The following is a 22949-nucleotide window of genomic DNA, read 5'->3' as shown; positions in this document are numbered from 1 at the left end:
CACCCACCGCAGGAGACCGCGTTGACCACCACCCACTGCCCCTACTGCTCCCTGCAGTGCGGCATGACGCTCGTCCGCGAGGGCCGCGCCCTCACGGTCGAGCCGTGGGCGACGTTCCCGGTCAACGAGGGCGCCCTGTGCCGCAAGGGCTGGACGAGCACCGGCCTGCGGGGCCACCGCGAGCGGCTGACCACGCCGCTCGTGCGGGACCGCGCGGCCGACGGCTCGCGGGGCGAGCTGCGGGCCGCCTCCTGGGACGAGGCGCTGGACCTCGTCGCCGACGTGCTCTCCCGGGTCCGCACCGTGCACGGCGCCGACGGCGTCGCCGTGTTCGGTGCGGGGGGCCTCACCAACGAGAAGGCCTACGCGCTGGGCAAGTTCGCCCGGGTCGCGCTGGGCACGAGCCAGATCGACTACAACGGCCGCTGGTGCATGAGCTCGGCCGCCTCCGCGGGCCTCCGGGCGCTCGGCCTCGACCGCGGCCTGCCCTTCCCCCTGGCCGACGTCGAGAAGGCCGACGTGCTCGTCCTCGCCGGCTCCAACCTGGCCGAGACCGCGCCTCCGGCGGCACGTCACCTCGACCGCCTGCGCGCCCGGGGCGGACAGGTCGTCGTGGTCGACCCGCGGCGTACGCCGACCGCGGAGCGGTCCGACCTCCACCTGGCGCCGGTGCCGGGCACCGACCTCGCGCTCGCCCTCGGCGTCCTCCACCTCGTGGTGGCGGCGGGGGCCGTGGACGAGGCGTACGTCGCGGCCCGCACCACGGGCTTCGACGAGGTCCGCCGCTCGGTGGCGACGTGGTGGCCCGAGCAGGTCGAGCGGGTCACGGGGATCGCCGCCGCCGAGGTGCGCGCGCTCGCGGACCTGCTCATCGGCACCGCCCGCGCCGGGGGCCGCGTGCTCGTGCTGACCGCCCGCGGCGTCGAGCAGCACAGCCAGGGCTCCGACACCGTGCTGGCCTGGATCAACGTCGCCCTCGCGCTCGGCATGCCGGGGCGCGAGGGGGCCGGCTACGGCTGCCTCACCGGCCAGGGCAACGGCCAGGGCGGCCGCGAGCACGGCCAGAAGGCGGACCAGCTGCCCGGCTACCGCTCCATCGAGGACCCCGCGGCCCGCGCCCACGTCGCGGCCGTGTGGGGCGTGGACCCCACGAGCCTGCCCGGCAAGGGCCGCTCGGCCTACGAGCTGCTCGACGCGCTGGGCCGGCCCGCCACCGACGAGGCGCCCGCGGGGCCGCGGGCGATGCTCGTACTGGGCTCCAACATCGTCGTCTCCGCCCCCAACGCGCTGCACGTCGCCGAGCGGCTCCGCAGCCTCGACCTCCTCGTCGTCGCCGACCTCGTGCTGTCGGAGACCGCCGCGCTCGCCGACGTGGTGCTGCCCGTGACCCAGTGGGCCGAGGAGACGGGCACCATGACCAACCTCGAGGGCCGGGTCGTCCTCCGGCAGCGCGCCGTCACGCCGCCCGCGGGCGTCCGCACCGATCTCGAGGTGATCGCCGCGCTGGCCGAGCGCCTCGACGCCCCGAGCACGTTCCCCACCGACCCCGAGGAGGTCTTCGCCGAGCTCGGCCGGGCCTCCGCGGGCGGACCGGCCGACTACGCGGGCATCACCTACGACCGGATCCGCGCCGAGCACGGCGTCTTCTGGCCCTGCCCCGCGCCGTACGCCGACGGCACGCCCCACCCCGGCACCCCCCGGCTCTTCGCCGACCGCTTCGGGCACGCCGACGGCCGGGCGCGGTTCCTCGTCACCACGTTCCGCGGCGCCGCCGAGCAGCCCTGCGACGACTACCCGCTGCACCTGACGACGGGGCGGGTCCTGGGGCAGTACCAGTCCGGCGCCCAGACGCGTCGCGTCAAGGACCTCCCCGACACGGGGCCCTTCGTCGAGCTCCACCCCCTCCTGGCCCGCCGCCTCGGCACGGCGGACGGCGAGGTGCTGACCGTGCGCACGCGTCGCGGGTCGATGCGCGCCCCCGCGCGCGTGGTCGAGACGATCCGCCCCGACACCGTGTTCGTGCCGTTCCACTGGGTCGGCGCCAACCGGCTCACCAACGACGCCCTCGACCCGGCGAGCCGCATGCCGGAGTTCAAGGTGTGCGCGGCGGCGGTGAGCGCATGAACGCGCACGTCCCCGAGCACTCCCAGCACCTGGTGGTCGTCGGCCACGGCATGGCCGCGGTCCGCCTCGTCGAGACCCTCGTCGCCGGCGGCTGGGTGGAGCGCGGGAACCGGCTGACGGTGCTGGGCGACGAGACCGGCCCGGCCTACAACCGCATCCTGCTCTCCGCCGTGCTCGAGGGCGTCCACGACGAGCGGGCGATCACGCTCCGCGACGAGGACTGGTACGCCGCGGCCGGCGTCACCCTGCGCACCGGTGCCCGCGTCGCGGAGATCGACCGCGGCGCCCGCGAGGTCGTGCTCGTCGACCGGAGCCGGGTGCCCTACGACCGGCTCGTGCTCGCCACGGGGAGCATCCCGACCCTGCCGCCGGTGCGCGGGCTGGTGCGCCCCGACGGCTCGCTCCACCCCACGGTCCACGCCTTCCGCTCGGCCGGCGACCTCCGCGGCCTGCTCGCCGCGCTCGACGACCCGACCCGTCCGGTGCGCCGCGCGGTCGTCGTCGGCGGCGGCCTCCTCGGGCTCCAGGTCGCCCGGGCCCTCGGCGCCCGCGCCGGTCGCCGTGCCGTCGTCACCGAGGTCGTCGAGGGCGCCGACCACGTGCTGTCCCGCCAGCTCGACCGCGCCGGGGCGAGCATCCTGGCCCGCGACCTCGCCCGCCTCGGCACGACCGTCTACACCGGCGCCCGCGCCACGCGGCTCGTCGCCAGCCCGATGCCCGAGCACGCCGTGGGCGTCCGGCTCGACAACGGCCACGTGCTCGCCACCGACCTCGTCGTGCTCACCGCCGGCGGCCGTCCCGCCACCGCGCTGGCCCGCGGGGCCGGCCTCGAGGTACGCCGCGGGATCGTCGTCGACGACCGCCTCGCCACCACCGACCCGGTCGTCCACGCGATCGGCGACTGCGCCCAGCACGCCGGGCGCGTCTCCGGCTTCGTCGGGCCGGCGTGGGACCAGGCGGTCTGCCTGGCCGCGCACCTGCTCGCCGGTGCGGACGGCGGGGCGGACGGCGGGGCGGGCGCCGCGCCGTACCCCGGCATCCGCGAGGTCGCCCGCCTCCGCGCCACGGGGCTCGACGTCGCCGTGCTCGGCGACCCGGAGGCCGCGGCCGCCGCCGGCGGGGAGGTCGTGGCCGTCACCAACCCCGTCACCCGCTCCCACCGCAAGCTCGTCGTGCGCGACGGCCGCATCGTCGCCGCCGCCCTCGTCGGGGACCTGGCGCGGGTGGGGCTGCTGACGCAGTACGTCGAGCGCGGCACCGTGCTCGGCCCCCACGAGCCCGGCGACCTGCTCCTGCCCGAGCGGCGCACCCGCGCCGCCGGCCCCGCCGACCTGCCCGACACCGCCGAGGTCTGCGCCTGCGCCGGCGTCAGCGCGGGCGCGCTCCGCGCCTGCGGCTCCCTCGACGAGGTGCGGGAGACCACCCGCGCCACCACCGGATGCGGCGGCTGCTCCGACGCCGTCCGGGCCCTGCTCGCGACCCGCACGCCCGCACTCACTGGAGGAAACGCATGAGCCCCACCACCGACGGCCGCCGTCCCCGCATCGTCGTCGTCGGCCACGGCATGGTCGGCCACCGGTTCGTCGCCGCCGCCGTCGAGCGCGGCCTCACCGCGACCCACGACGTCGTGGTGCTCGGCGAGGAGCCCCGCGCGGCCTACGACCGCGTCGCCCTCACCTCCTTCTTCGAGGTCGGCGCCGACGCGCTCTCCCTGCTCCCGGGCGGTGCGTACGACGACCCCCGCGTCACGCTGCGCCTCACCACCGCGGTGGTCGGGATCGACCGGGACGCCCGCACGGTGACGACGGCGGAGGGCGAGGAGATCGCCTACGACGAGCTGGTGCTCGCCACGGGCGCCGCCCCGTTCGTCCCGCCCGTGCCGGGCAAGGACCTCGACGGCTGCTTCGTCTACCGCACCATCGAGGACCTCGAGGCGATTCGCACGGCGGCCGCCCCGGGCCCCGACGGCACCCGCAAGCGGGGCGTCGTCATCGGCGGCGGGCTGCTCGGCCTGGAGGCCGCCAACGCCCTCCACCAGCTGGGTGTCGAGGCGCACGTCGTCGAGATGGCGCCGCGGCTCATGCCCGTGCAGCTCGACGAGACGGGCGGCGCGACCCTGGTGCGCCACATCGAGAAGCTGGGCCTCACGGTGCACTGCGGCGTCGCCTCCACCGAGGTGCTCGACGACGGCACCGGCCGGGTCGCGGGCCTCGGCCTGCGCGACGCCGACCCGATCGCCGCCGACATCGTCGTCTTCTCCGCCGGCATCCGGCCCCGCGACGGCCTCGCCCGCGACGCCGCGCTCGAGGTCACCCCGCGCGGCGGCGTGCTCGTCGACGAGCGGCTGCGCTCCGTCACCGACCCGCACGTGTGGGCGATCGGTGAGTGCGCGGCCCCGGCGGGCGTCATGTACGGCCTCGTCGCCCCCGGCTACGCCATGGCCGAGATCGTCGTCGACACCCTGCTCGGCGGCACGGCCGGCGCCTTCACGGGCGCGGACATGTCGACGAAGCTCAAGCTGCTCGGCGTCGACGTCGCCTCGTTCGGCGACGCCTTCGCCACCACGCCCGACGCCCTCGAGCTCGTCTTCTCCGACGCCGTCGCGGGGCTCTACAAGAAGCTCGTCGTCGGCCCCGCCCCCGACGCCCCCGACTCCTGGGTGCTGCTCGGCGGGATCCTCGTGGGCGACGCCTCGGCGTACGGGCTCCTGCGCCCCATGGTCGCCAGCGGCATGCTGCTCCCCGACAACCCCGAGGAGCTGATCCTCCCCGAGTCGCGCGGCGCGCTGCAGCTGGGCCTGCCCGACGAGGCCGTCGTGTGCTCCTGCAACAACGTCACCAAGCGCGACCTGCTCGACGCGGTGGACGTCGACGGTGCGCACCGGTGCGAGGACCTGGGCGCGACCAAGGCGTGCACGGGCGCAGGCACCACGTGCGGCTCCTGCGTGCCGACGGTCAAGGGAATCATCGAGGACTACTTCACGGCCGTCGGCAAGGCGGTCGACACGAGCCTCTGCGAGCACTTCGCCCTGACCCGCCAGGAGCTCTTCGACGTGGTGGCCGTGCACGGCTACCGCTCCTTCACCGAGGTCGTCGAGGGCCACGGCACGGGTCGCGGCTGCGACATCTGCCGCCCGACGATCGCCTCGATCCTCGCCAGCCAGCTGGGCGGGCACGTGCTCGAGGGCGAGACCGGCGCGCTGCAGGACACCAACGACGCCTACCTGGCCAACATCCAGAAGAACGGCACCTACTCGGTCGTCCCCCGCATCCCCGGCGGCGAGATCACGCCGGAGAAGCTGATCGTGATCGGCGAGGTGGCGCGCGACTTCGGGCTCTACACGAAGATCACCGGCGGCCAGCGGATCGACCTCTTCGGCGCCCGGATGGAGGAGCTCCCGGCCATCTGGACGCGCCTGGTCGACGCCGGCTTCGAGTCGGGCCACGCCTACGGCAAGTCGCTGCGCACCGTGAAGTCGTGCGTCGGGTCGACGTGGTGCCGCTACGGCGTGCAGGACTCGGTGCAGCTCGCCATCGACCTCGAGCTCCGCTACCGCGGCCTCCGCAGCCCCCACAAGCTGAAGGGCGGGGTCTCCGGCTGCGCCCGCGAGTGCGCCGAGGCCCGCAGCAAGGACTTCGGCGTCATCGCCACCGAGAAGGGCTGGAACCTGTACGTCGCGGGCAACGGCGGCGCCACGCCCCGCCACGCCGAGCTGCTCGTGGGCGACGTCGACACCGCCACGCTGGTGCGCTACCTCGACCGGTTCCTCATGTACTACATCCGCACCGCCGACCGCCTCCAGCGCACGGCGCCCTGGGTGGAGTCACTCGACGGCGGGCTCGAGCGCGTGCGCGAGGTCGTCGTCGACGACGCCCTCGGCCTCGGCAGCGAGCTCGAGGCCGCGATGGCCCGCCACGTCGACTCCTACTTCGACGAGTGGAAGGCCACGCTGGACGACCCGGCCAAGCTCGCCCGCTTCGTCTCCTTCGTCAACGCCCCCGACGTGCCCGACCCGGCCATCACCTTCACCACCGAGCGCGGCCAGGTGCGCCCGGCGGAGCCGGATGCTCCCGTGGACCTCGGCGCGTCCATCCCGGTAGGAGCCCCGCGATGAGCTGGACCCCCGTCTGCACCGTCGACGACCTGCCCCGCGAGCGGGGCGTCGCCGCGCTCGTCGAGGGCCGTGCGGTCGCGCTGTTCCGCACGTACGACGACGCGTGGTTCGCCCTCGACAACCGGTGCCCGTTCGCGAACGCCTCCGTGCTGGCCCGTGGCATCGTGGGCACGCGCGGCGACGTACCCTTCGTCGCCTCGCCCATGCTCAAGCAGCCGTTCGGCCTGCGGGACGGCGTGTGCCTCGACGACCCGACGGTGCGGGTCCAGGCGTACGCCGTGCGCGTGACCGACGGCGTCGTGCACATCGGTCCGGCTCTCACGGACCAGCCCACGGACCAGGAGGCCCCATGACGTCCGGCCCGCTCTCCGGCTTCACCATCGGCGTGACCGCGGCCCGGAAGGTCGAGGAGCAGGTCGCGCTGCTGGAGCGGCGCGGGGCGGCCACCGTCTGGGCGCCCGCGCTCGCGCTCGACCCGCGCCGGGTCGACGACGCGACGCTGCGGGCGGTCACCGAGGAGGTGCTGGCGCGCCCGGTCGACCTCTTCCTGGCGACGACGGGCATCGGCATGAAGGCCTGGTTCGACGCCGCCGAGTCGTGGGGGCTGCTGGACGACCTCGTCGCGCACCTGGGCCGCGCGGAGATCCTCGCCCGCGGACCGAAGTCGGTGGGGGCGCTGCGCCGCCGGGGGCTCCGCGAGCTGTGGTCGCCCGAGTCGGAGCGCTTCGACGACGTGCTCGCCCACCTCCGCGGACGCGACCTGACGGACGCCCACATCGTGGTGCAGGAGCACGGCCAGTCGCTGTCGATGGTGGCCCACGCGCTGCGGCGCCTCGGCGCGGTCGTGACGTCGGTGGCGGTCTACCGCGTCGAAGCCGCCGAGGACCCGACGCCGATGTTCGGCCTCATCGACCACATCGCCGACCGCAGCGTCGACGCCGTCACCTTCACCTCCGCGCCCGCCGTGGCCGCCCTCATGGAGGCCGCGGCCTCCGTCGGGCGCCGCGACGAGGTGGTCGCCGCCTTCCAGGCCGACGTGCTCGCCGCCAGCGTCGGGCCGGTCACCACCGCCGCCTTCGAGCTGTGGGGCGTGCCGACCGTCGAGCCCGACCGGGCGCGCCTCGCCGCGATGGTCAAGCTGCTCGAGACCGAGCTGCCGCTGCGCTCCGCGGGCATCGCGATCGAGGCCGGCGGCCACACGCTGCGCCTCGTCGGCGACACCGTGCTCGTCGACGGCGTCGAGGCACCGCTCACGCCCGCGCCGCTGGCCGTGCTCCAGGCGCTGGCCGAGAACCCGGGGGCGGTCGTCCCGCGCCGTACCCTGCTCGCCGCGCTGCCCCGCGGCGCGGGGTCCGGGCACGCCAGCTCCGACCACGCCGTCGACATGGCCGTGGCGCGGTTGCGGGCCGCCGTCGGCACCAAGGTCGTGCAGACCGTCGTCAAGCGTGGCTACCGCCTCGCGGTGGAGTCCTGAGGAGATGCCCGTGCCGCCCCACCTCCTGCCCCACCTGCTCCCCCGGCTGGTCACCGTCGCCCACGGCACCCGCGACGGCTCCGGCAGCCCCGTCGCCCGGGCCCTGACGCAGGCGGCCGGTGAGCTGGTGGGCGTGCCGGCGACCGCGTCGTACGTCGAGCTCGCCGACCCGCTCCTCACCGACGTGCTGGCCGCGGCCGACCGCCCGGTGGTCGTCGTGCCGCTGCTGCTCTCCGCCGGCCTGCACGTGGACTCCGACGTGCCCGAGGCGGTCGCGGCCGCGCCGGTGCCGGCAGCCCTGACGGCCGCGCTCGGCCCCTCGCCGCTCCTGGCCGACGCGATGTGCGCCCGCTTGCGGGACGCCGGGGCACGCCCGGGGCAGCCGGTGACGATGGTGGCCGCCGGCTCCCGCCGCCCCGGCTCGCTCGACGACCTCGCCACCACCGCGCGGATGCTCGGCCTGCTGTGGGGCGGCCCGGTGCGGATCGCCACCCTGTCGGGCCTCGGCGAGCGTCCGGCCGACGTCGTGCGTGCGGGGGACGCGGTCGCGCCATACCTCCTGGCCCCCGGCTTCTTCGCCCGCCGCTGCGCGGAGGAGGCACGCGCCGCGGGCGCCACCGTGGTCGCCGACGTGCTGGGCGACCACCCCTGCGTCGTCGAGCTCGTCGCGCACCGCGCCCAGGTCGGCCTCGCGCTCGCCCGCCGGGCGGCCCTGGCGGCCTGACCTAGGCTCGACCCATGACGGGGTGGGTCGTGCTGCTGGTCCTGGTCGCTCTCGCTGCGGCGGCGGGGGTGGTCCTCGTGCGGCGCCGGCGGGCGGAGCAGCTCGCCGCCGCGGACGCGCTGCGCCGGGTGACCGCGGTCGCCGAGGAGGACGTGACCCGGTTCGGCGAGGAGCTGCAGGAGCTCCACGTCGAGACGCTCGTGACCGACCTCGACGTCCCGATGCGCCAGGACTACCAGCGCGCGCTGGACGCCTACGAGGCGGCGAAGGACCTGCTCCGCGACGTGGAGCAGCCCGCCGACGTCAAGGGCGTCACCCGGTCCCTGGAGGACGGCCGCCACGCCATGGCGTGCGTGCTCGCCCGCCAGGAGGGCGAGCCGCTGCCGGAGCGCCTGTCCCCCTGCTTCTTCAACCCGGCCCACGGACCCTCGACCACGGAGGCGGCGTGGGCCCCGCCGGGCGGCGTCGAGCGGGACGTCCCCGTCTGCCGCGCCGACGCCGACCGGCTCGCCGCCGGCGCGGAGCCCGACACGCGCATGGTGCGGCGTGACGGCGCGATGGTGCCCTGGTACGACGGCGGTGCGGCCTACCGCCCCTACGTGAGCGGCTACTACGGCCAGGCCGCCGCCAACGGTCTCTTCCCCGCGGTCTTCCTCGGCGCGGTGCTGGCCGGGCCAGCGCTGGGGACGTCCGGCTTCGACGGGACCGGCCTCGGCGGAGGCGACGGGGGCGGTTTCGACGGCGGAGGCTTCGACGGCGGAGGGTTCGACGGCGGAGGCGGTCTCGACGGGGGCGGAGGGTTCGACGGGGGCTTCTGAGCGCCGTACCGAACGAGCGCTCACGCTGGCCCGATCGGGTGAACTGGCAGGTCAGAAGTGGTCCAGGTCACTCCTACGACGCTCCGTCGTTGGTTTGACCCGCGCTTAGACCGATCCAATGGTGAACCCGCCGAGGCCCGTCTAGCCTCGCCTCAACCCGGGCTCGCACGAGCCCGGCATCGCCGTCGACGACGCCGCGCGATCACCGCACCCCGACCACACCGTCGACACGCTCGACGGCCGGCGGGGCCCGCCGAGCGGGCCCGCGTCGGAAGCGCGAGAGGTAACCATGACCGCCACCGCCCCCGCCCCCGAGTCCACGGACTCCACCCCGCCCACGACCCATGCCGGCATCCTCGCCTGGGTCGAGGAGGTCGCCGAGCTCACGCAGCCCGCGCGCATCCACTGGGTGACCGGCTCCGACGAGGAGTGGACGGAGCTGACCGACGCGCTCGTCGAGACGGGCACCTTCACCCGCCTCAACCCCGAGCTCAAGCCGAACTCGTTCTACGGCGCCTCCGACCCGATCGACGTGGCGCGTGTCGAGGACCGCACCTACATCTGCTCCGTCGACGAGCGCGACGCCGGCCCCACCAACAACTGGATGGCGCCGGACGAGATGAAGCAGCTCATGCGGGGGCTCTACGCGGGCTGCATGCGCGGGCGCACGATGTACGTCATCCCGTTCGTCATGGGCCACCTCGAGGCCGAGCAGCCGATGTTCGGCGTCGAGATCACCGACTCCGCCTACGTCACGGTCTCCATGCGCGTCATGGCGCGCCTCGGCACCAACGTGCTGCGCCGCATCGAGGAGCTCGACGCGGCCGGCCAGGACGTCAAGTGGGTGCCCGCGCTGCACTCCGTCGGCCACCCCCTCGCCGAGGGCGAGGCGGACGTCGCCTGGCCGTGCAACGAGACCAAGTACATCGTGCAGTTCCCCGAGGAGCGTGCGATCTGGTCGTTCGGCTCGGGCTACGGCGGCAACGCCCTGCTCGGCAAGAAGTGCTACGCGCTGCGCATCGCGAGCGTCATGGCCCGCGACGAGGGCTGGCTCGCCGAGCACATGCTCATCCTCAAGCTGACGAGCCCGCAGGGCGTCGTGAAGTACGTCGCGGCCGCGTTCCCCAGCGCCTGCGGCAAGACCAACCTCGCCATGCTCAAGCCCACCATCCCGGGCTGGAAGGTCGAGACGCTCGGCGACGACATCGCCTGGATGCGCATCGGCCCCGACGGTCGCCTGTGGGCCGTCAACCCGGAGTACGGCTTCTTCGGCGTCGCCCCGGGCACCAACGAGCACACCAACCCGCACGCCATGGCGACGATCAACAAGGGCAACTCGCTCTTCACGAACGTCGCGCTCACCGAGGACGGCGACGTCTGGTGGGAGGGCCTCGAGAACCCGCCGGCGCGCGCGACCGACTGGAAGGGCAACCCCTGGACGCCCGAGAGCGACGAGCTCTCCAGCCACCCGAACTCGCGCTACTGCACGCCCATCAAGCAGTGCGACATCCTCGCGGCGGAGTACGACGACCCGCGTGGCGTGCCGATCGACGCGATCCTGTTCGGCGGTCGCCGCAAGACGACCATCCCCCTCGTGTTCGAGGCCCGCGACTGGACCCACGGCACGTTCCTCGGCGCGACCCTGTCCAGCGAGACGACGGCCGCCGCGATCGGCGCGGTCGGCGTCGTGCGTCGCGACCCGATGGCGATGCTGCCGTTCATCGGCTACAACGCGGGCGACTACTTCAGCCACTGGATCAACATCGGCAAGGACAACGACGCCGCCAAGCTGCCGAAGATCTTCTACGTCAACTGGTTCCGCCGCGACGACGAGGGCGGCTTCCTGTGGCCCGGGTTCGGCGAGAACAGCCGCGTGCTCAAGTGGATCGTCGAGCGCATCGACGGCCAGGCCGCCGCGGTCGAGACCCCGATCGGCCACGTGCCGGCCGAGGGCTCGTTCGACATCGACGGCCTCGACCTGACGCCCGAGACCCTCGCCGCCGCCCTCGCGGTCGACGTCGAGGAGTGGAAGGCCGAGGTCCCGCAGATCACCGAGTGGTTCGAGAAGTTCGGCGACGACCTGCCGTCCGTGCTCTGGACCGAGCTCGACGGTCTCAAGGCGCGCCTCGGCCTCTGACCCACGCACGCGTCCCCGCGACGCCCCAGGACGCCCCCGGCCGACGGCCGGGGGCGTCGTGCGTTCCGTGGGATCATCGGGACCGAGGGCCCCCGAGCAGCGGGACCCGGGGCGGAGGTCGTGGATGGTCGAGGTGGGGCCGGAGCAGCGTGCGCTCTTCGAGGAGGCAGGCATCCCGCTCTACGAGGAGGTCCTCGCGGGGGGCGGCCTGGCCGACGACGACCCGCGGATCGCGCGCGGAGGGGCGCTGCACGCGCCGTACGCGCTCCTCGTCGAGCTCGGCCTGCTCGGGCTCGACCCCCGCACCAAGCGGTGGGTGGCGGTCGACCCCACCGCGGCCACCTCGCAGGTCGTCACGCCGCTCGGGCAGCGAGGCGCGGAGCTGCTCGCCGAGTCCTCGGCGTGGGCGCGCACCTTCGGTGCGCTCTCGCAGGCGTGGCGCCGGGCACCGCAGCCGGCCGCCGGTCCCATCACCGAGATCCGCGGCGACGCCATCGACCCGTTCATCGCCGCCGTCGTGGCGGACGCCGAGTCCGAGCTGCTCACCGCGCAGCCCCAGGTCGGCCGCAACTCCGGCTCGCTGGCGAAGGCGGCGGAGCGGGACGTGCAGGCGCTGGAGCGCGGCGTGCGGATGCGCACGCTCTACCAGCACGCGGCGCGGCGCAGCTCGATCACGCACAAGTACGTCGCGACGGTCACCGAGCGGGGCGCCGAGGTGCGCACCCTCGACGAGTTCTTCAACCGGATGATCGTGGTCGACCGGATGGTCGCCATCATCCCGGGCCGGGAGGGGCACTCGGTGGCGATCGCGATCCGCGAGCCGTCCCTCGTGGCGTACCTGGTCGACGTCTTCGAGCGGCACTGGGAGCGCGGCCGCGCCTTCTCCAACAACGAGAGCTCGATGCTGCGGGACATCGCGGCGGAGCAGCGCGCGATGACGATCCGGATGCTCATCGAGGGGCACGCCGACCCGGTCAGCGCGAAGCGGCTCGGCGTCAGCCCCCGCACCTACGCGGGGTACGTCGCGGACCTGAAGGAGGAGTTCGAGGCGCAGACGCGTTTCCAGCTCGGCTACACGATGGGGCAGCGCGGCGTCTCCGGCCACGAGCGGCCCGAGTCGTCCTGAGCCGTCCTGAATCGTTTCTGATCCAGGAAAGAACAAGGGCGGTGGCGCCGAGCGCCACCGCCCTCACACCTGAGGCGAGCCGGGGGGCAGGGACCGCACTGTGGGGGTTGGGTTGGTCCTCACCTCAGGAGTTCGTGGGGAGCTCGGGTCAGTCCTGACCCCAGCTCGTGTCGACCGGCTCGTCCTGCACGGGAGCGGTCTGGACGACGGCGATGCGCTTCTTCTGGCCCCAGCTGGTGTCGGCGTGGGCGGAACCGGCGGCGGCACCCACCAGCCCGATGCTGATCGCGGCAGCAGCGACCGCGAGTCCGGCGCGGCGGACGAACTTCATGGTGGCTCCCTCGTTGCGCTGACGGTGACGGACCCCCTCTGGCCCGCTCGTCCCATAGTGCGGCATACGGGGGCCTCCCGTCAGGCGAAGCCCGGGTCATGTCTGTGCAATGCGAGATCTTGCAGGAAGTTGCAGACCGGGGAACGACTGAGCCCCACGGGCGGACCCGTGGGGCTCAGGCACTGCGGAGGCGGAGGGATTTGAACCCTCGATGGGGTTGTAGCCCCAAACCCGCTTAGCAGGCGGGCGCCATAGACCGGACTAGGCGACGCCTCCTCGACAGCCGTCACAGGCTACACAGAGCAGCCGGGCCGCGCCCAATCAGGTGGTGCCCGGAGGTGGCGCCCGGAGGTGGCGCTCAGAGGCGGCGCAGCCCCCGGCCCCGCATCAGCCGCTCGTGGACGACCTCGACGAACCGCTCCTTGTCGCCCGCGAGGAACGTGACGGGGATGGTCGTGGACCCCCCGTCCTTGAGGCGCAGCACCACGCAGGGCTCGTCCGCGACGTACGTCGTCACCGCGTCCTCGACGTCCACCCACCGGGCGCGGGTCGCGCCGGCACCCCGCACGAAGCGCACCCGGTAGCCGTCCTCGGTGAGGCGCACGACGTAGGCGCGCGTCAGGAGGACGAGGCCCGCCGCGCCGAGCGCGAACAGCAGCATCGCGACGACGAGCAGGGGCAGCCCCGGGGAGACGTCGAGGAGCCACGCCCCCGCGAAGAGCACCACGGCGACCACGCCGAGGACGACGACGGCGGTGCCGAGGAGCCGGGCGGCGACGGCGGGGGCGAGGCGGATGTCCTGCTGCACCGGACCATTGTCCCCCACGCCCCCTGGTGACACGTGTCACACTCTCCCCGGGACCTTCCGTCCCGCCGGACCCGAACGTCGCCCGAGGAGATGAACGTGCGCAGCCCCCACCCCGCCCTCCACGCGCTGCACGTCGCCCTCGACGCCCTGCCGCCCCCGCACAGCCGCCAGGGCCCGGCCCTGGGCAACTGGCGCTGGACCGTGCGCCAGCGGCTCGCCGGCGTGCGCAGCCTGCTGCTCAACGAGACCGACACCTACGGCCCGGCCTGGCGCGCACCCGAGGGGGCCGGCCTGCTCGACGCACGCAACACGCTCCTCGAGCGGGTGCGGGTCTACGACACGCTCGTGCTGCAGAGCCCCGAGCCCGACGTCGTGCGGCGCGACCTCATGCGGTTGCTCATCGACGTGGACAACCACACCGTCCGCGTGCGCGACGCCCTCGCGGCGTCGCCCCCGGCCTGAGCGGTCCCCGGCACCCCTACACTCGGGACCCGACGCGCGGCTCCGGCCGCGCGTGGGGAGGGATGCCGGAGTGGCCGATCGGAACCGCCTTGAAAGCGGTCGTGGGGAGACCCACCGCGGGTTCGAATCCCGCTCCCTCTGCTGACGGCGCCGGGATCAGGCGGGGTCGAGCACCACGAGCACGTCACCCTCCTGGATGACGTCGCCCGGCGCGACCTTGATCTCGCGCACGCGGCCCGCCTTCTCGGGGTGGACCGGGATCTCCATCTTCATGGACTCCAGCAGCAGCACCGTGCTCTGCGGGGTGACGTCGTCACCGACCGCGCAGCCGACCTCGACCACCGACGCCACCATCTCGGCGACGACCTCCACGACCTGCTTGCGAGCCATGGGCACGACGCTAGCCGTTACCGCGGGGTAGCGCGGGGTCGACCCGGGCGGCCGGGCGCCCTCAGAGCAGCGGGCGCGTGCGGGACGGTTCGGGGCGCACGGCGCTGCGCTCCTCGTTGCGCCGCGCGCGCGAGCCGCGGGAGCCCGTCAGGGCGAGGTCGGCGCGGATCACGACGTAGGCGATGACGAAGCCGATGGCGAGCGAGTAGACGACCCCGAGCAGCGCCTGGAGCAGGGTCGCGGAGGGGTTCATGACGCCGTTCGCGACGGGCGCCGTCGCGGCCACGCCGAAGATGCAGAGCCACCAGCCCTGGCGGCGGCGGGCCCGCATGTAGGTGCCCCAGGCCAGCGCGGGCACGCCCAGTGCCGCCTGGATCGGGCGCGGCACGCCCCCGACGGTCTCGAGCATCCAGCTCGCCGAGTCGAGCACGGACCCGACGACCGACGTGGCGCCGTAGCGGCGCAGGGCCTCGGCGTACGCCAGGATCACCGCCAGCACGAGCGAGCCCACGACCACGGCGATGACGCCGCGGCGGCCGAGGCCGTGGAGGCCGGCGCCGAGGCGGTAGACCAGGCCCAGCACGACGACGAACGAGAGGGCGAGCACGGTGTACTCGAACCGCACCAGCGAGATCGTCGGGGCGTAGCCGACGGCGGCGACCGCGGCTCCGCCGGCGAGCACCACCGCGATGACGACCTCGCGCACCGCGATGAGGAACTGCCGGGCCGGCACCGTGGCCATCACGCCGAGCACGGCCCCGACCGTGCAGGTCATCACCGCCGCCCCCGTGCGCAGCTCCTGGGTGTCGAGGAGGAGCACGACGGCCCCCGCGACCGCGGCCAGCGCGGCGAAGACGATCGGGCGGCCGCCGGTGCGCGCGGCCAGCGCCCACGTGTAGGCGCTCGTCACCGCGACGGCACCGATGCCCTCGGTGACGTCGGGCAGCACGCCGGTCCCCCCGAGCACCAGCAGCGCCAGGCCACCGACGACCAGCACCCACCAGGCACCGAGGCGGCGTTCACGGGAGACGGTGGGGGTCGGCACGGCGGGCAAGGCTACAGCCGCCGGTTGGCGAGCGACGGATTCGTGCGGCGGGCCTCGTCCAGCACGGACCGCCGGACCTCCCCCACCAGCACCTCCGGGTCGACTCCCGCCTCGGCCAGCACGCTCCCGAGGGGGTCGAGCAGCACGGAGTGGCCGCTGTAGCGCGGAGCGGGCTGGCCGGTCGCCGCGACGTACGCCGTGTTCTCGATCGCGCGGGCCGCCGCGAGCGTGCTCCAGTGCCGCACCTTCCCCTCGCCGGCCACCCAGGCCGCGGGGCAGACGAGGACCTCGGCGCCGTGGTCGACCACGAGCGTGCGGGCGAGCTCGGGGAAGCGCAGGTCGTAGCAGGTCAGCAGACCCAGCCGGAACCCCGCGACGTCGACGGCCACGGGCGTCGTCGGGCCGGCGAGCAGCCGGTCGGACTCCCGGTAGCCGAACGAGTCGTAGAGGTGGATCTTGCGGTACGACGCGCGCACGCCCCCGCCGTCGACCACCACCAGCGTGTTGAACGGGCGGTCGGGGTCGTCCGAGCGCTCGAACATGCCGGCGACGACCGTGGTGCCCGCGGCGGCGGCAGCCGTGACGGCAGCCGTGACGAACGGCCCCTCCAGGGTCTCGGCGTGGGCGGAGACGTCCGACCCGGCCTTGCCGAAGTCGCGGGCGAACACCTCCGGGAGCACGACGAGGTCGACGTCGGGACCGACCTCGGCCACCCGGGCGGCGAGCCGGTCGCGGTTCACCGCCGGGTCGAGGTCGGAGGCCTCCTGCACGAGCGCGACACGCATGGCACCCAGGGTAGGCGGCCTACGCTCGGCCCCATGCGTGCTGTCATCGCCCCCGAGCCGGGAGGGCCCGAGGCCCTCGTCCTGACCGAGCGGCCCGACCCGGAGCCGGGTCCGGGCGAGGTGCTCGTCGAGGTCGCCGCCACCGCCGTCAACCGCGCCGACCTGCTGCAGCGGCGCGGGTTCTACCCGCCGCCGCCCGGCGCGAGCGACGTGCTCGGGCTCGAGTGCAGCGGCACCGTCGCGGCGCTCGGCGAGGGCGTGGCCGAGGCGGGCCGCTGGGCCGTCGGCGACGAGGTCTGCGCCCTCCTCGCGGGCGGCGGCTACGCCACCCACGTCGTCGTCCCGGCCGGGCAGCTCATGCCCCTGCCGCCGGGGGTCGACCTCGTCACCGCGGCCGCGCTGCCCGAGGTCGCCTGCACGGTGTGGTCGAACGTGGTGACCGTCGGCGGTCTCGCCTCCGGCGACACGTTCCTCGTGCACGGCGGTGCCGGCGGCATCGGCACCTTCGCCATCCAGCTCGCCAGCGCCCTCGGGGCGCGGGTCTTCACGACGGCCGGGTCGGCCGAGAAGCGGGCGTTCTGCGAGGAGCTCGGCGCGGAGCGGGCGATCGACTACCGCGAGGAGGACTTCGTCGCGGTGCTCCGGGAGGCCGGTGGCGCGGACGTCGTGCTCGACAACATGGGCGCGAAGTACCTGGCCCGCAACGTCGACGCCCTCGCCACCGAGGGCCGGCTCGTCGTCATCGGCATGCAGGGCGGCGCGAAGGGCGAGCTCGACCTGGGCCGCCTCCTCACCAAGCGCGCCTCCGTGCACGCGACCTCGCTCCGCGCGCGGCCGGTGGAGGAGAAGACCGCCATCTGCGCCGCGGTCGCCGACCACGTGTGGCCCCTCGTGGGCTCCGGGGCCGTGCGCCCGATCGTGCACGCGACGCTGCCGCTCGACCGGGCGGCGGAGGCACACGGCCTGCTCGAGGAGTCGTCCCACTCCGGCAAGGTCCTCCTGACGCCTCAGTAGGCTCGGGGGCATGAGCGACGAGGCGCAGGACGGGAAGCAGCAGGACCAGGTCGTCATCATCGGTCCCGACGGCCAGCCCGTGGGGACCGTGCCGGCCAGCGCCCTGGCGGGTCGCGTGGCGACCTCCGACGGCGGGGACGGCGGGGACGGCGCCGACGGCGCCGACGGCGCCACCCACCCGCGCGACCTCGTCGAGCAGCCCGCGAAGGTCATGCGCATCGGCAGCATGATCCGCCAGCTGCTCGAGGAGGTGAAGGCCGCACCGCTCGACGAAGCGAGCCGCAACCGCCTCAAGGAGGTGCACCAGTCGTCGATCAAGGAGCTCGAGGCCGGGCTCGCCCCGGAGCTCGTCGAGGAGCTCCGGCGTCTCTCGCTGCCGTTCGCGGAGGGAACCCCCAGCGACGCCGAGCTCCGCATCGCCCAGGCACAGCTCGTGGGCTGGCTCGAGGGTCTGTTCCAGGGGATCCAGACGGCGATCTACGCCCAGCAGATGGCGGCCCGCGCCCAGCTCGAGCAGATGCGGCGCGCGCTGCCCGGTGGTCAGGGGGCACCGGGCGTTCCCGCGGCTCCCGGCCCGGCGCGCAGCGACGACGGCGAGGCGCCGCGATCGGGCGGCATGTACCTCTGACCCCGAGGGCCAGCGTCAGCGGCGGCGGCCGGTGATGCGGGCCAGCAGCGCGGTGCCCGCGAGCCCGAAGACGCCGATGGCGGCCAGGAGCAGCCCCGGCAGGGCGAGCCCCGCGGCGCTCGGACCCGTGTCGCCGTCGGAGACGTCCGACCAGGTGACCTCCGCGGGGGCGGCCTCGTCCGGCTGCTCCTCCTGGGCGATGACCTCCTCGACCGCGGTCAGCTGACCGGTCGCGAGGAAGCTGCAGGTCTCCGCGCCCAGCACGCCGGTCTCGGCGTCCGTGGCGGCGCCGAGCAGCACGACGTACCGCACCCCGGCCTCCGGCGGCATCCCCTTGCCCGTGGCGTCCGCGCCGACCGCGACCTGCACCTCGCGGGGGGCGAGGTCGCCGGCGAGCACACGCTCGACGTCGAGCCGCACGTCGAGCGGCACGGAGTCGGCCACTCCGGACGTCCCGGGGGTGGTGGGGCCGCCCTCGGTCGTCGCCGCGGCCACGTCGGTGACCGTGCCGACCACGACGGAGTCCGCGGCGGCGACCTGGTCCTCGAGCGTGCCGTCGCAAGCGCTGGCGGGCGCCGCGGCGTACGTCGGGGTGGCGGTGACGCCGACGGCCGCGGGCGCGAGCAACAGACCGCCCGTCACGGCGACGACGGCCCGGGCGACGCGGCGGCGTCGGGCGGGTCGATCGTTCATCGGGGTCCTCCTGGGCTCTGATCGGCGGCGCCGGCCCATCCTGCCAGACCGAACAGCGCGGCCAAGGTCGCCGCGACCCCGTCCTCGTCGTGGCGACCGGCCACCGCGTCGGCCGCGGCCACGACGTCGGGGTGGGCGTCGGCCATCGCCCAGGAGCGTCCGACCCAGCTCAGCATCGGCACGTCGTTGGGCATGTCGCCGAAGGCGACGACGTCGGCGGCGTCCACTCCGAGCTCGGCGCACAGGGTCGCCAGGGTGGTCGCCTTCGTGACGCCGCGGGCGCTGATCTCCACGAGTGCCCCGGTCGAGGACCACGTCACGGTGGCGAGGTCGCCCACGACGGTGTCGAGGGTCCGCCAGTAGTCCTCGGGGTCGGCCTCGTCGTGCCGGGCGAGGAGCTTGACGCAGGCGGGGGCGTCGTCCGCGACGAGCGCGTCGAGCGGGGCGACCACGGGCTCGGGACCGCGGTGCGGCCGTCCCCCGCCGGGGCGCGGCAGCCAGTCCGGCTCGTGGGCGAAGCCCGTCAGGGTCTCGAGGGCGAACATGGAGCCCGGCACGGCGGAGCGGACCCGGGCGGCGACGTCGAGGAGGACCGGCGGCGTCAGGGGGAACGCGTCGCGGACCTCCCGGTTCGCCACGTCGAAGATGATGCCGCCGTTCGAGCAGATCGCGAGGCCGTGGCCGCCGACGTCCGTCCAGAGCTCGTCCATCCAGCGCACGGGGCGGCCCGTGACGAACACGACCGGCACGTCGTGCTCCTCCTCGAGCGCCACCAGCACCGCGCGGGTGCGGTCGCTGACCCGACCGTCGGCGCCGAGCAACGTGCCGTCGAGGTCGGTCGCGACGAGGCGGGGGCGGGACGTCACCGGTGGGACCTCAGCCGAACCAGCGGTCGATCTCGACCGCCGCGCCGTCGTCGTCGACGGTGCCGGTCACGGCATCGGCCGCGTCGCGCACGACCTGGACCGCCTGGCCCATGGCCACGCCGCGGCCCGCCCACGCCAGCATCTCGACGTCGTTGCGTCCGTCGCCGATCGCGAGCACGTCGGCGGCCTCGAGCCCGAGGTCGGCGCAGACGTGGGCGAGGCCCGAGGCCTTCGAGACCCCGACCGGCGTGAGGTCGAGCCACGCCGTCCAGCCCACCACGTAGTCGGTGCCCTGCAGGCCGAGCCGTCCGGCCATCTCGACGAAGTCGTCCGCGGTCGCGTCCGGGTCCCGCACGATCACGCGGCTGACCGGCTGCGCGACCATCTGCTCGAGGTCGGTGACCACCAGCTCGCCGTCGAGCTCGCCGTCGGGGAACGGTCGGCTCACGTGGTAGCCCCGCCCCCCGCGGTCCTCGACCGCGATGAGCGCCGTCGGGTGCTGCTCCAGCACGGAGCGCACCGCGTCGCGCGCGTCGAAGGTCTCCTCGTGCACCACCTCGAGCGGGGCGTACCGGCTGAGCACGGCGCCGTTCGACGCCACGATCCACAGGCGGTCGTCGCCGCTCGGCGTCTGCTGGCCGCGCAGCGTCAGCAGGTCCGCCACCGGCGTCATGGCGTGGACGGACCGGCCGCTCGACAGCACGACGTGGGCGCCGGCGTCCATCGCACGGCCGATGGCGGCGACGACCGCCGGGCTGACCTCCTCGTGGGGCGTGCCCGAGCCGTCGACCCAGCGCAGCAGGGTGCCGTCGATGTCGAGCGCGACGAGGCGGGGGCGCCAGCCCGGCCCCCCCACGACCTCAGCCACCGACGACCTCCAGGACCTCGCGCCCGCCCAGGTAGGGCCGGAGCGCGGCGGGCACGCGGACCGAGCCGTCCGGGAGCTGGTGGGTCTCGAGGATCGCCACGATGGTGCGCGTCATGGCGCACAGCGTGCCGTTGAGGGTGGCGATCGGCTTCGTCCCGTCCGCGAACCGTCCGCGCGTCTCCAGGCGGCGCGTCTGGAAGTCGGTGCAGTTCGACGTCGAGGTCAGCTCGCGGTACTTGCCCTGCGTCGGGATCCACGCCTCGCAGTCGAACTTGCGCTGGGCGCTGAGGCCGAGGTCGCCCGCGGCCACGTCGATGACCCGGTACGCCAGCTCGAGCTTGTCGAGGAACGCCTTCTCCCAGCCGAGCAGGCGCTGGTGCTCGGCCTCGGCGTCCTCGAGCGTCGTGTAGACGAACATCTCGACCTTGTCGAACCAGTGCACCCGGATGATGCCCCGGGTGTCGCGGCCGTGCGAGCCGGCCTCCTTGCGGTAGCAGGGGCTGAACGCGGCGTACCGCAGCGGCAGCGACCCCGCGTCGAGGATCTCGTCCGCGTGGTACGCCGCCATGGGCACCTCGGAGGTGCCGACGAGGTACATGTCCTGGCCCTCGATGCGGTAGACGTCGTCGGCCGCCTGGCCGAGGAACCCCGTGCCCGCCATCGCCTCCGGCTTCACGAGCGCGGGCGGGATGACCTCGGTGAAGCCCGACTCGTGCGCCTGGTCCATCGCCATGTTGACGAGGGCCCGCTCCAGCTGGGCGCCGACCCCGGTGAGGAAGTAGAACCGGCTGCCCGAGACCTTCGCGCCCCGCTCGATGTCGATCGCCCCGAGCAGCCGACCGAGCTCGACGTGGTCGCGCGGCTCGAAGCCCTCGGAGGCGAAGTCCCGCGGCGTACCGACCTCCTCGAGCACGACGAAGTCGTCCTCGCCGCCCGCGGGCGTGGCCTCGGCGGCGGGGTTGGGGATGGCGAGGAGCGCGTCGTTCCAGGCGACCTCCGCGGCCTTCTGCTGCTCCTCGGCCGCCTTCACCTCGGCGGCCAGCGCCTTGGTGCGCGCCAGCAGCTCCTGCTTCTCCTCCGGCGCGGCCTGCGGGATCAGCTTGCCGACCTGCTTCTGCTCCGCCCGCTTCGCCTCGAAGACCGCGATGGCGTCGCGGCGGGTGCGGTCGGCCGTCAGCGCGACGTCGACGACCTCGTCGGAGAGCCCCCGCTTGGCCTGGGCGGCGCGGATGCGGTCGGGGTCGTCACGGAGCAGGCGGGGGTCGATCATGGGCCGAGGTTATCGGTCAGGCTCAGAGCAGCTCGGTGCGGCGGTCCGCCTTGAGGCCCTCGACGATCTTCTTCACGTCCTGCGCGCGGGCCCGCGTCGTCACGAGGAGCGCGTCGCCGGTGTCGACCACCACCACGTCGTCGAGGCCCACCACCGCGATCTCCCGCCGGCCGTCGGCCACGACGATGCCCGAGGCGTCGATCGTGCGCACCCGTGCAGGGTCGCCCAGCACGGCGAGGCCGGTGCCCGGTGCCCCGTCCCCCGTGTCGGCGCCGAGCAGCCCGGCGAGGGCGTCGAAGTCGCCGACGTCGTCCCAGTCGAAGGTGCCGGGGACGGTCGCGACGACGCCCAGCTCGGCCGCGGGCTCCGCGACGGCGTGGTCGATGGCGATCTTCTCGAGGTCCGGCCAGAGCGCGTCGAGCCGCGTCGGGTCGGCGGCGATCTCCCGCAGGCCGGCGGCCAGCACGGGGTGGTTCGCGGCGAGCAGGTCGAGCAGCACGCGCGCGCGCACGACGAACATGCCGCCGTTCCAGCGGTACTGCCCCGTCGCCAGGTACGCCGCGGCGCGCTCCGCGTCGGGCTTCTCGACGAACTCCTCGACGATGCGGGCGGTGCCGCCGCCCGCGGGGTCCACGAGGTCGCCGGAGCGGATGTAGCCGAACGCCGTGGACGGGTGGGTGGGCTCGATGCCGATGGTGACGACGACCTCGCGGTCGGCGGCCAGCGCGACGGCCTCGGCGACGCAGGCCGTGAAGCCGTCGACGTCGTGGATCACCTGGTCGGCGGCGAACGAGCCGAGCACCGCCTCCGGGTCGCGGGCCTCGAGCACCGCGGCGGCGAGGCCGATCGCGGCCATCGAGTCGCGCGGCGTCGGCTCGGCGAGGAGCTGGTCGGCGGGCAGGTCGGGCAGCTGGGAGACGACGGCGTCCCGGTGGGCCGTCCCGGTGACGACGAGCACGCGGTCACCCGCCAGGGGCTGCACGCGGTCCCAGGTCTGCTGCAGGAGCGAACGGCCCGAGCGGGTGAGGTCGTGGAGGAACTTGGGACGACCCGCCCGCGACACCGGCCACAGCCGCGTGCCGGCGCCGCCCGCGGGGATGACCGCCCAGAACCGCTCGTTGCCCGTCATGGGGGGAGAATCTCACGGCGCCCGGGGCGTCGCCGGGGAAGGCCGGTGCCCGCGGTGTGACGTGCATACTCTCCCGGGTGCCCTGCCGGGCCCTGCGCGCCCGGCCCCACCCCCGTCGTACGCCGCTGCACCGCCGCGGAAGG

At 74.7% G+C, this 22949-nt stretch carries 22 protein-coding genes and 2 tRNA genes; 13 read left to right on the top strand and 11 right to left on the bottom strand.

Annotated elements, in window-relative coordinates; genetic code table 11:
• The first annotated feature begins 21 nt into the window (after window positions 1-21).
• The 9 genes from G3T38_RS18385 to G3T38_RS18345 all read left to right on the top strand — a co-directional run bounded on the left by G3T38_RS18385 (window position 22) and on the right by G3T38_RS18345 (window position 12517).
• Entirely contained in the window at window positions 22-2124 is a 2103-nt protein-coding gene (locus tag G3T38_RS18385) for a molybdopterin oxidoreductase family protein (protein WP_163773999.1), read from the top strand.
• Window positions 2121-3638 carry an FAD-dependent oxidoreductase gene (locus tag G3T38_RS18380; protein ID WP_163773997.1) on the top strand — a complete coding sequence of 506 codons (1518 nt, stop codon included), beginning with the start codon at window positions 2121-2123 and terminating at the stop codon, window positions 3636-3638. The genes G3T38_RS18385 and G3T38_RS18380 overlap by 4 nt, the downstream gene beginning before the upstream one ends.
• A complete protein-coding gene (gene nirB / locus G3T38_RS18375) occupies window positions 3635-6238 on the top strand; it encodes a nitrite reductase large subunit NirB (RefSeq protein WP_163773994.1) in 2604 nt (867 codons plus the stop codon). The genes G3T38_RS18380 and nirB overlap by 4 nt, the downstream gene beginning before the upstream one ends.
• Window positions 6235-6591, top strand: coding sequence for a nitrite reductase small subunit NirD (gene nirD / locus G3T38_RS18370; RefSeq protein ID WP_163773992.1), 357 nt, complete (start codon window positions 6235-6237; stop codon window positions 6589-6591). The genes nirB and nirD overlap by 4 nt, the downstream gene beginning before the upstream one ends.
• The gene (locus G3T38_RS18365; RefSeq protein ID WP_163773990.1) at window positions 6588-7712 is read left to right on the top strand and encodes a uroporphyrinogen-III synthase; all 1125 of its coding nucleotides are present in this window, start codon (window positions 6588-6590) and stop codon (window positions 7710-7712) included. Before nirD ends, G3T38_RS18365 begins: the two co-directional genes overlap by 4 nt.
• Window positions 7713-7722: 10 nt before the next feature.
• Entirely contained in the window at window positions 7723-8436 is a 714-nt protein-coding gene (locus tag G3T38_RS18360) for a CbiX/SirB N-terminal domain-containing protein (protein ID WP_163773988.1), read from the top strand.
• Between the two features lie 14 nt (window positions 8437-8450).
• A complete protein-coding gene (locus G3T38_RS18355; RefSeq protein ID WP_163773986.1) occupies window positions 8451-9254 on the top strand; it encodes a hypothetical protein in 804 nt (267 codons plus the stop codon).
• A 289-nt stretch (window positions 9255-9543) separates the two neighbouring features.
• Window positions 9544-11391: a phosphoenolpyruvate carboxykinase (GTP) gene (locus G3T38_RS18350; RefSeq protein ID WP_163773984.1), complete on the top strand. Its 1848-nt coding sequence runs from the start codon at window positions 9544-9546 to the stop codon at window positions 11389-11391.
• A 124-nt stretch (window positions 11392-11515) separates the two neighbouring features.
• A complete protein-coding gene (locus G3T38_RS18345; RefSeq protein WP_163773982.1) occupies window positions 11516-12517 on the top strand; it encodes a phospholipase D-like domain-containing protein in 1002 nt (333 codons plus the stop codon).
• 148 nt (window positions 12518-12665) lie between these two features.
• Here the strand turns inward: G3T38_RS18345 and G3T38_RS18340 are convergent, their stop codons facing one another.
• From G3T38_RS18340 to G3T38_RS18330, 3 genes are all read right to left on the bottom strand, one after another.
• Window positions 12666-12848 carry a hypothetical protein gene (locus G3T38_RS18340; RefSeq protein ID WP_163773980.1) on the bottom strand — a complete coding sequence of 61 codons (183 nt, stop codon included), beginning with the start codon at window positions 12846-12848 and terminating at the stop codon, window positions 12666-12668.
• A 185-nt stretch (window positions 12849-13033) separates the two neighbouring features.
• Window positions 13034-13124, bottom strand: a tRNA-Ser gene (locus G3T38_RS18335).
• Between the two features lie 82 nt (window positions 13125-13206).
• Entirely contained in the window at window positions 13207-13656 is a 450-nt protein-coding gene (locus tag G3T38_RS18330) for a hypothetical protein (RefSeq protein ID WP_194247591.1), read from the bottom strand.
• Window positions 13657-13752: 96 nt separating this feature from the next.
• Here G3T38_RS18330 and G3T38_RS18325 point away from each other — a divergent pair, with 96 nt between their 5' ends.
• Window positions 13753-14118 carry a hypothetical protein gene (locus G3T38_RS18325; protein ID WP_163773978.1) on the top strand — a complete coding sequence of 122 codons (366 nt, stop codon included), beginning with the start codon at window positions 13753-13755 and terminating at the stop codon, window positions 14116-14118.
• A 56-nt stretch (window positions 14119-14174) separates the two neighbouring features.
• A tRNA-Ser gene (locus tag G3T38_RS18320) sits at window positions 14175-14259 on the top strand.
• 15 nt (window positions 14260-14274) lie between these two features.
• On the opposite strand, the gene G3T38_RS18315 is transcribed toward G3T38_RS18320, so the two are convergent.
• From G3T38_RS18315 to G3T38_RS18305, 3 genes are all read right to left on the bottom strand, one after another.
• Window positions 14275-14508: a biotin/lipoyl-binding carrier protein gene (locus G3T38_RS18315; RefSeq protein ID WP_163773976.1), complete on the bottom strand. Its 234-nt coding sequence runs from the start codon at window positions 14506-14508 to the stop codon at window positions 14275-14277.
• 61 nt (window positions 14509-14569) lie between these two features.
• Window positions 14570-15553, bottom strand: a complete 984-nt coding sequence (locus G3T38_RS18310; RefSeq protein WP_338037758.1) for a hypothetical protein — start codon at window positions 15551-15553, stop codon at window positions 14570-14572.
• An 11-nt stretch (window positions 15554-15564) separates the two neighbouring features.
• On the bottom strand, window positions 15565-16338 hold the full coding sequence (locus G3T38_RS18305) for a carbon-nitrogen hydrolase family protein (protein WP_163773974.1): 774 nt from the start codon (window positions 16336-16338) through the stop codon (window positions 15565-15567).
• 33 nt (window positions 16339-16371) lie between these two features.
• Here G3T38_RS18305 and G3T38_RS18300 point away from each other — a divergent pair, with 33 nt between their 5' ends.
• Window positions 16372-17352: an NAD(P)H-quinone oxidoreductase gene (locus tag G3T38_RS18300; protein ID WP_163773972.1), complete on the top strand. Its 981-nt coding sequence runs from the start codon at window positions 16372-16374 to the stop codon at window positions 17350-17352.
• A gap of 10 nt (window positions 17353-17362) precedes the next feature.
• Window positions 17363-17980 (top strand): bacterial proteasome activator family protein, encoded by a 618-nt coding sequence (locus G3T38_RS18295; RefSeq protein WP_163773970.1) that lies wholly within the window; start codon window positions 17363-17365, stop codon window positions 17978-17980.
• Window positions 17981-17995: 15 nt separating this feature from the next.
• Here G3T38_RS18295 and G3T38_RS18290 read toward each other — a convergent pair whose 3' ends face one another.
• The 5 genes from G3T38_RS18290 to G3T38_RS18270 are packed head-to-tail and all read right to left on the bottom strand — an operon-like array spanning window position 17996 to window position 22806.
• Window positions 17996-18673, bottom strand: a complete 678-nt coding sequence (locus G3T38_RS18290) for a hypothetical protein (protein ID WP_163773968.1) — start codon at window positions 18671-18673, stop codon at window positions 17996-17998.
• Window positions 18670-19539, bottom strand: a complete 870-nt coding sequence (locus tag G3T38_RS18285; protein ID WP_163773966.1) for an HAD-IIB family hydrolase — start codon at window positions 19537-19539, stop codon at window positions 18670-18672. Before G3T38_RS18285 ends, G3T38_RS18290 begins: the two co-directional genes overlap by 4 nt.
• A 10-nt stretch (window positions 19540-19549) precedes the next feature.
• Window positions 19550-20407, bottom strand: a complete 858-nt coding sequence (locus G3T38_RS18280) for an HAD family hydrolase (RefSeq protein WP_338037757.1) — start codon at window positions 20405-20407, stop codon at window positions 19550-19552.
• Complete coding sequence (gene serS / locus G3T38_RS18275; protein ID WP_163773964.1) at window positions 20400-21677, bottom strand: serine--tRNA ligase; 1278 nt, start codon at window positions 21675-21677, stop codon at window positions 20400-20402. The genes G3T38_RS18280 and serS overlap by 8 nt, the downstream gene beginning before the upstream one ends.
• 22 nt (window positions 21678-21699) lie before the next feature.
• Window positions 21700-22806: a mannose-1-phosphate guanylyltransferase gene (locus G3T38_RS18270; protein WP_163773962.1), complete on the bottom strand. Its 1107-nt coding sequence runs from the start codon at window positions 22804-22806 to the stop codon at window positions 21700-21702.
• Window positions 22807-22949: the final 143 nt, after the last annotated feature.

Origin of the sequence: Nocardioides zeae (genome assembly GCF_010686755.1) — a bacterium.
GTDB lineage: Bacteria > Actinomycetota > Actinomycetes > Propionibacteriales > Nocardioidaceae > Nocardioides > Nocardioides zeae.
The sequence above is the reverse complement of the archived record's forward strand: the minus strand, read 5'-3'. Positions and strand labels throughout refer to the sequence as shown.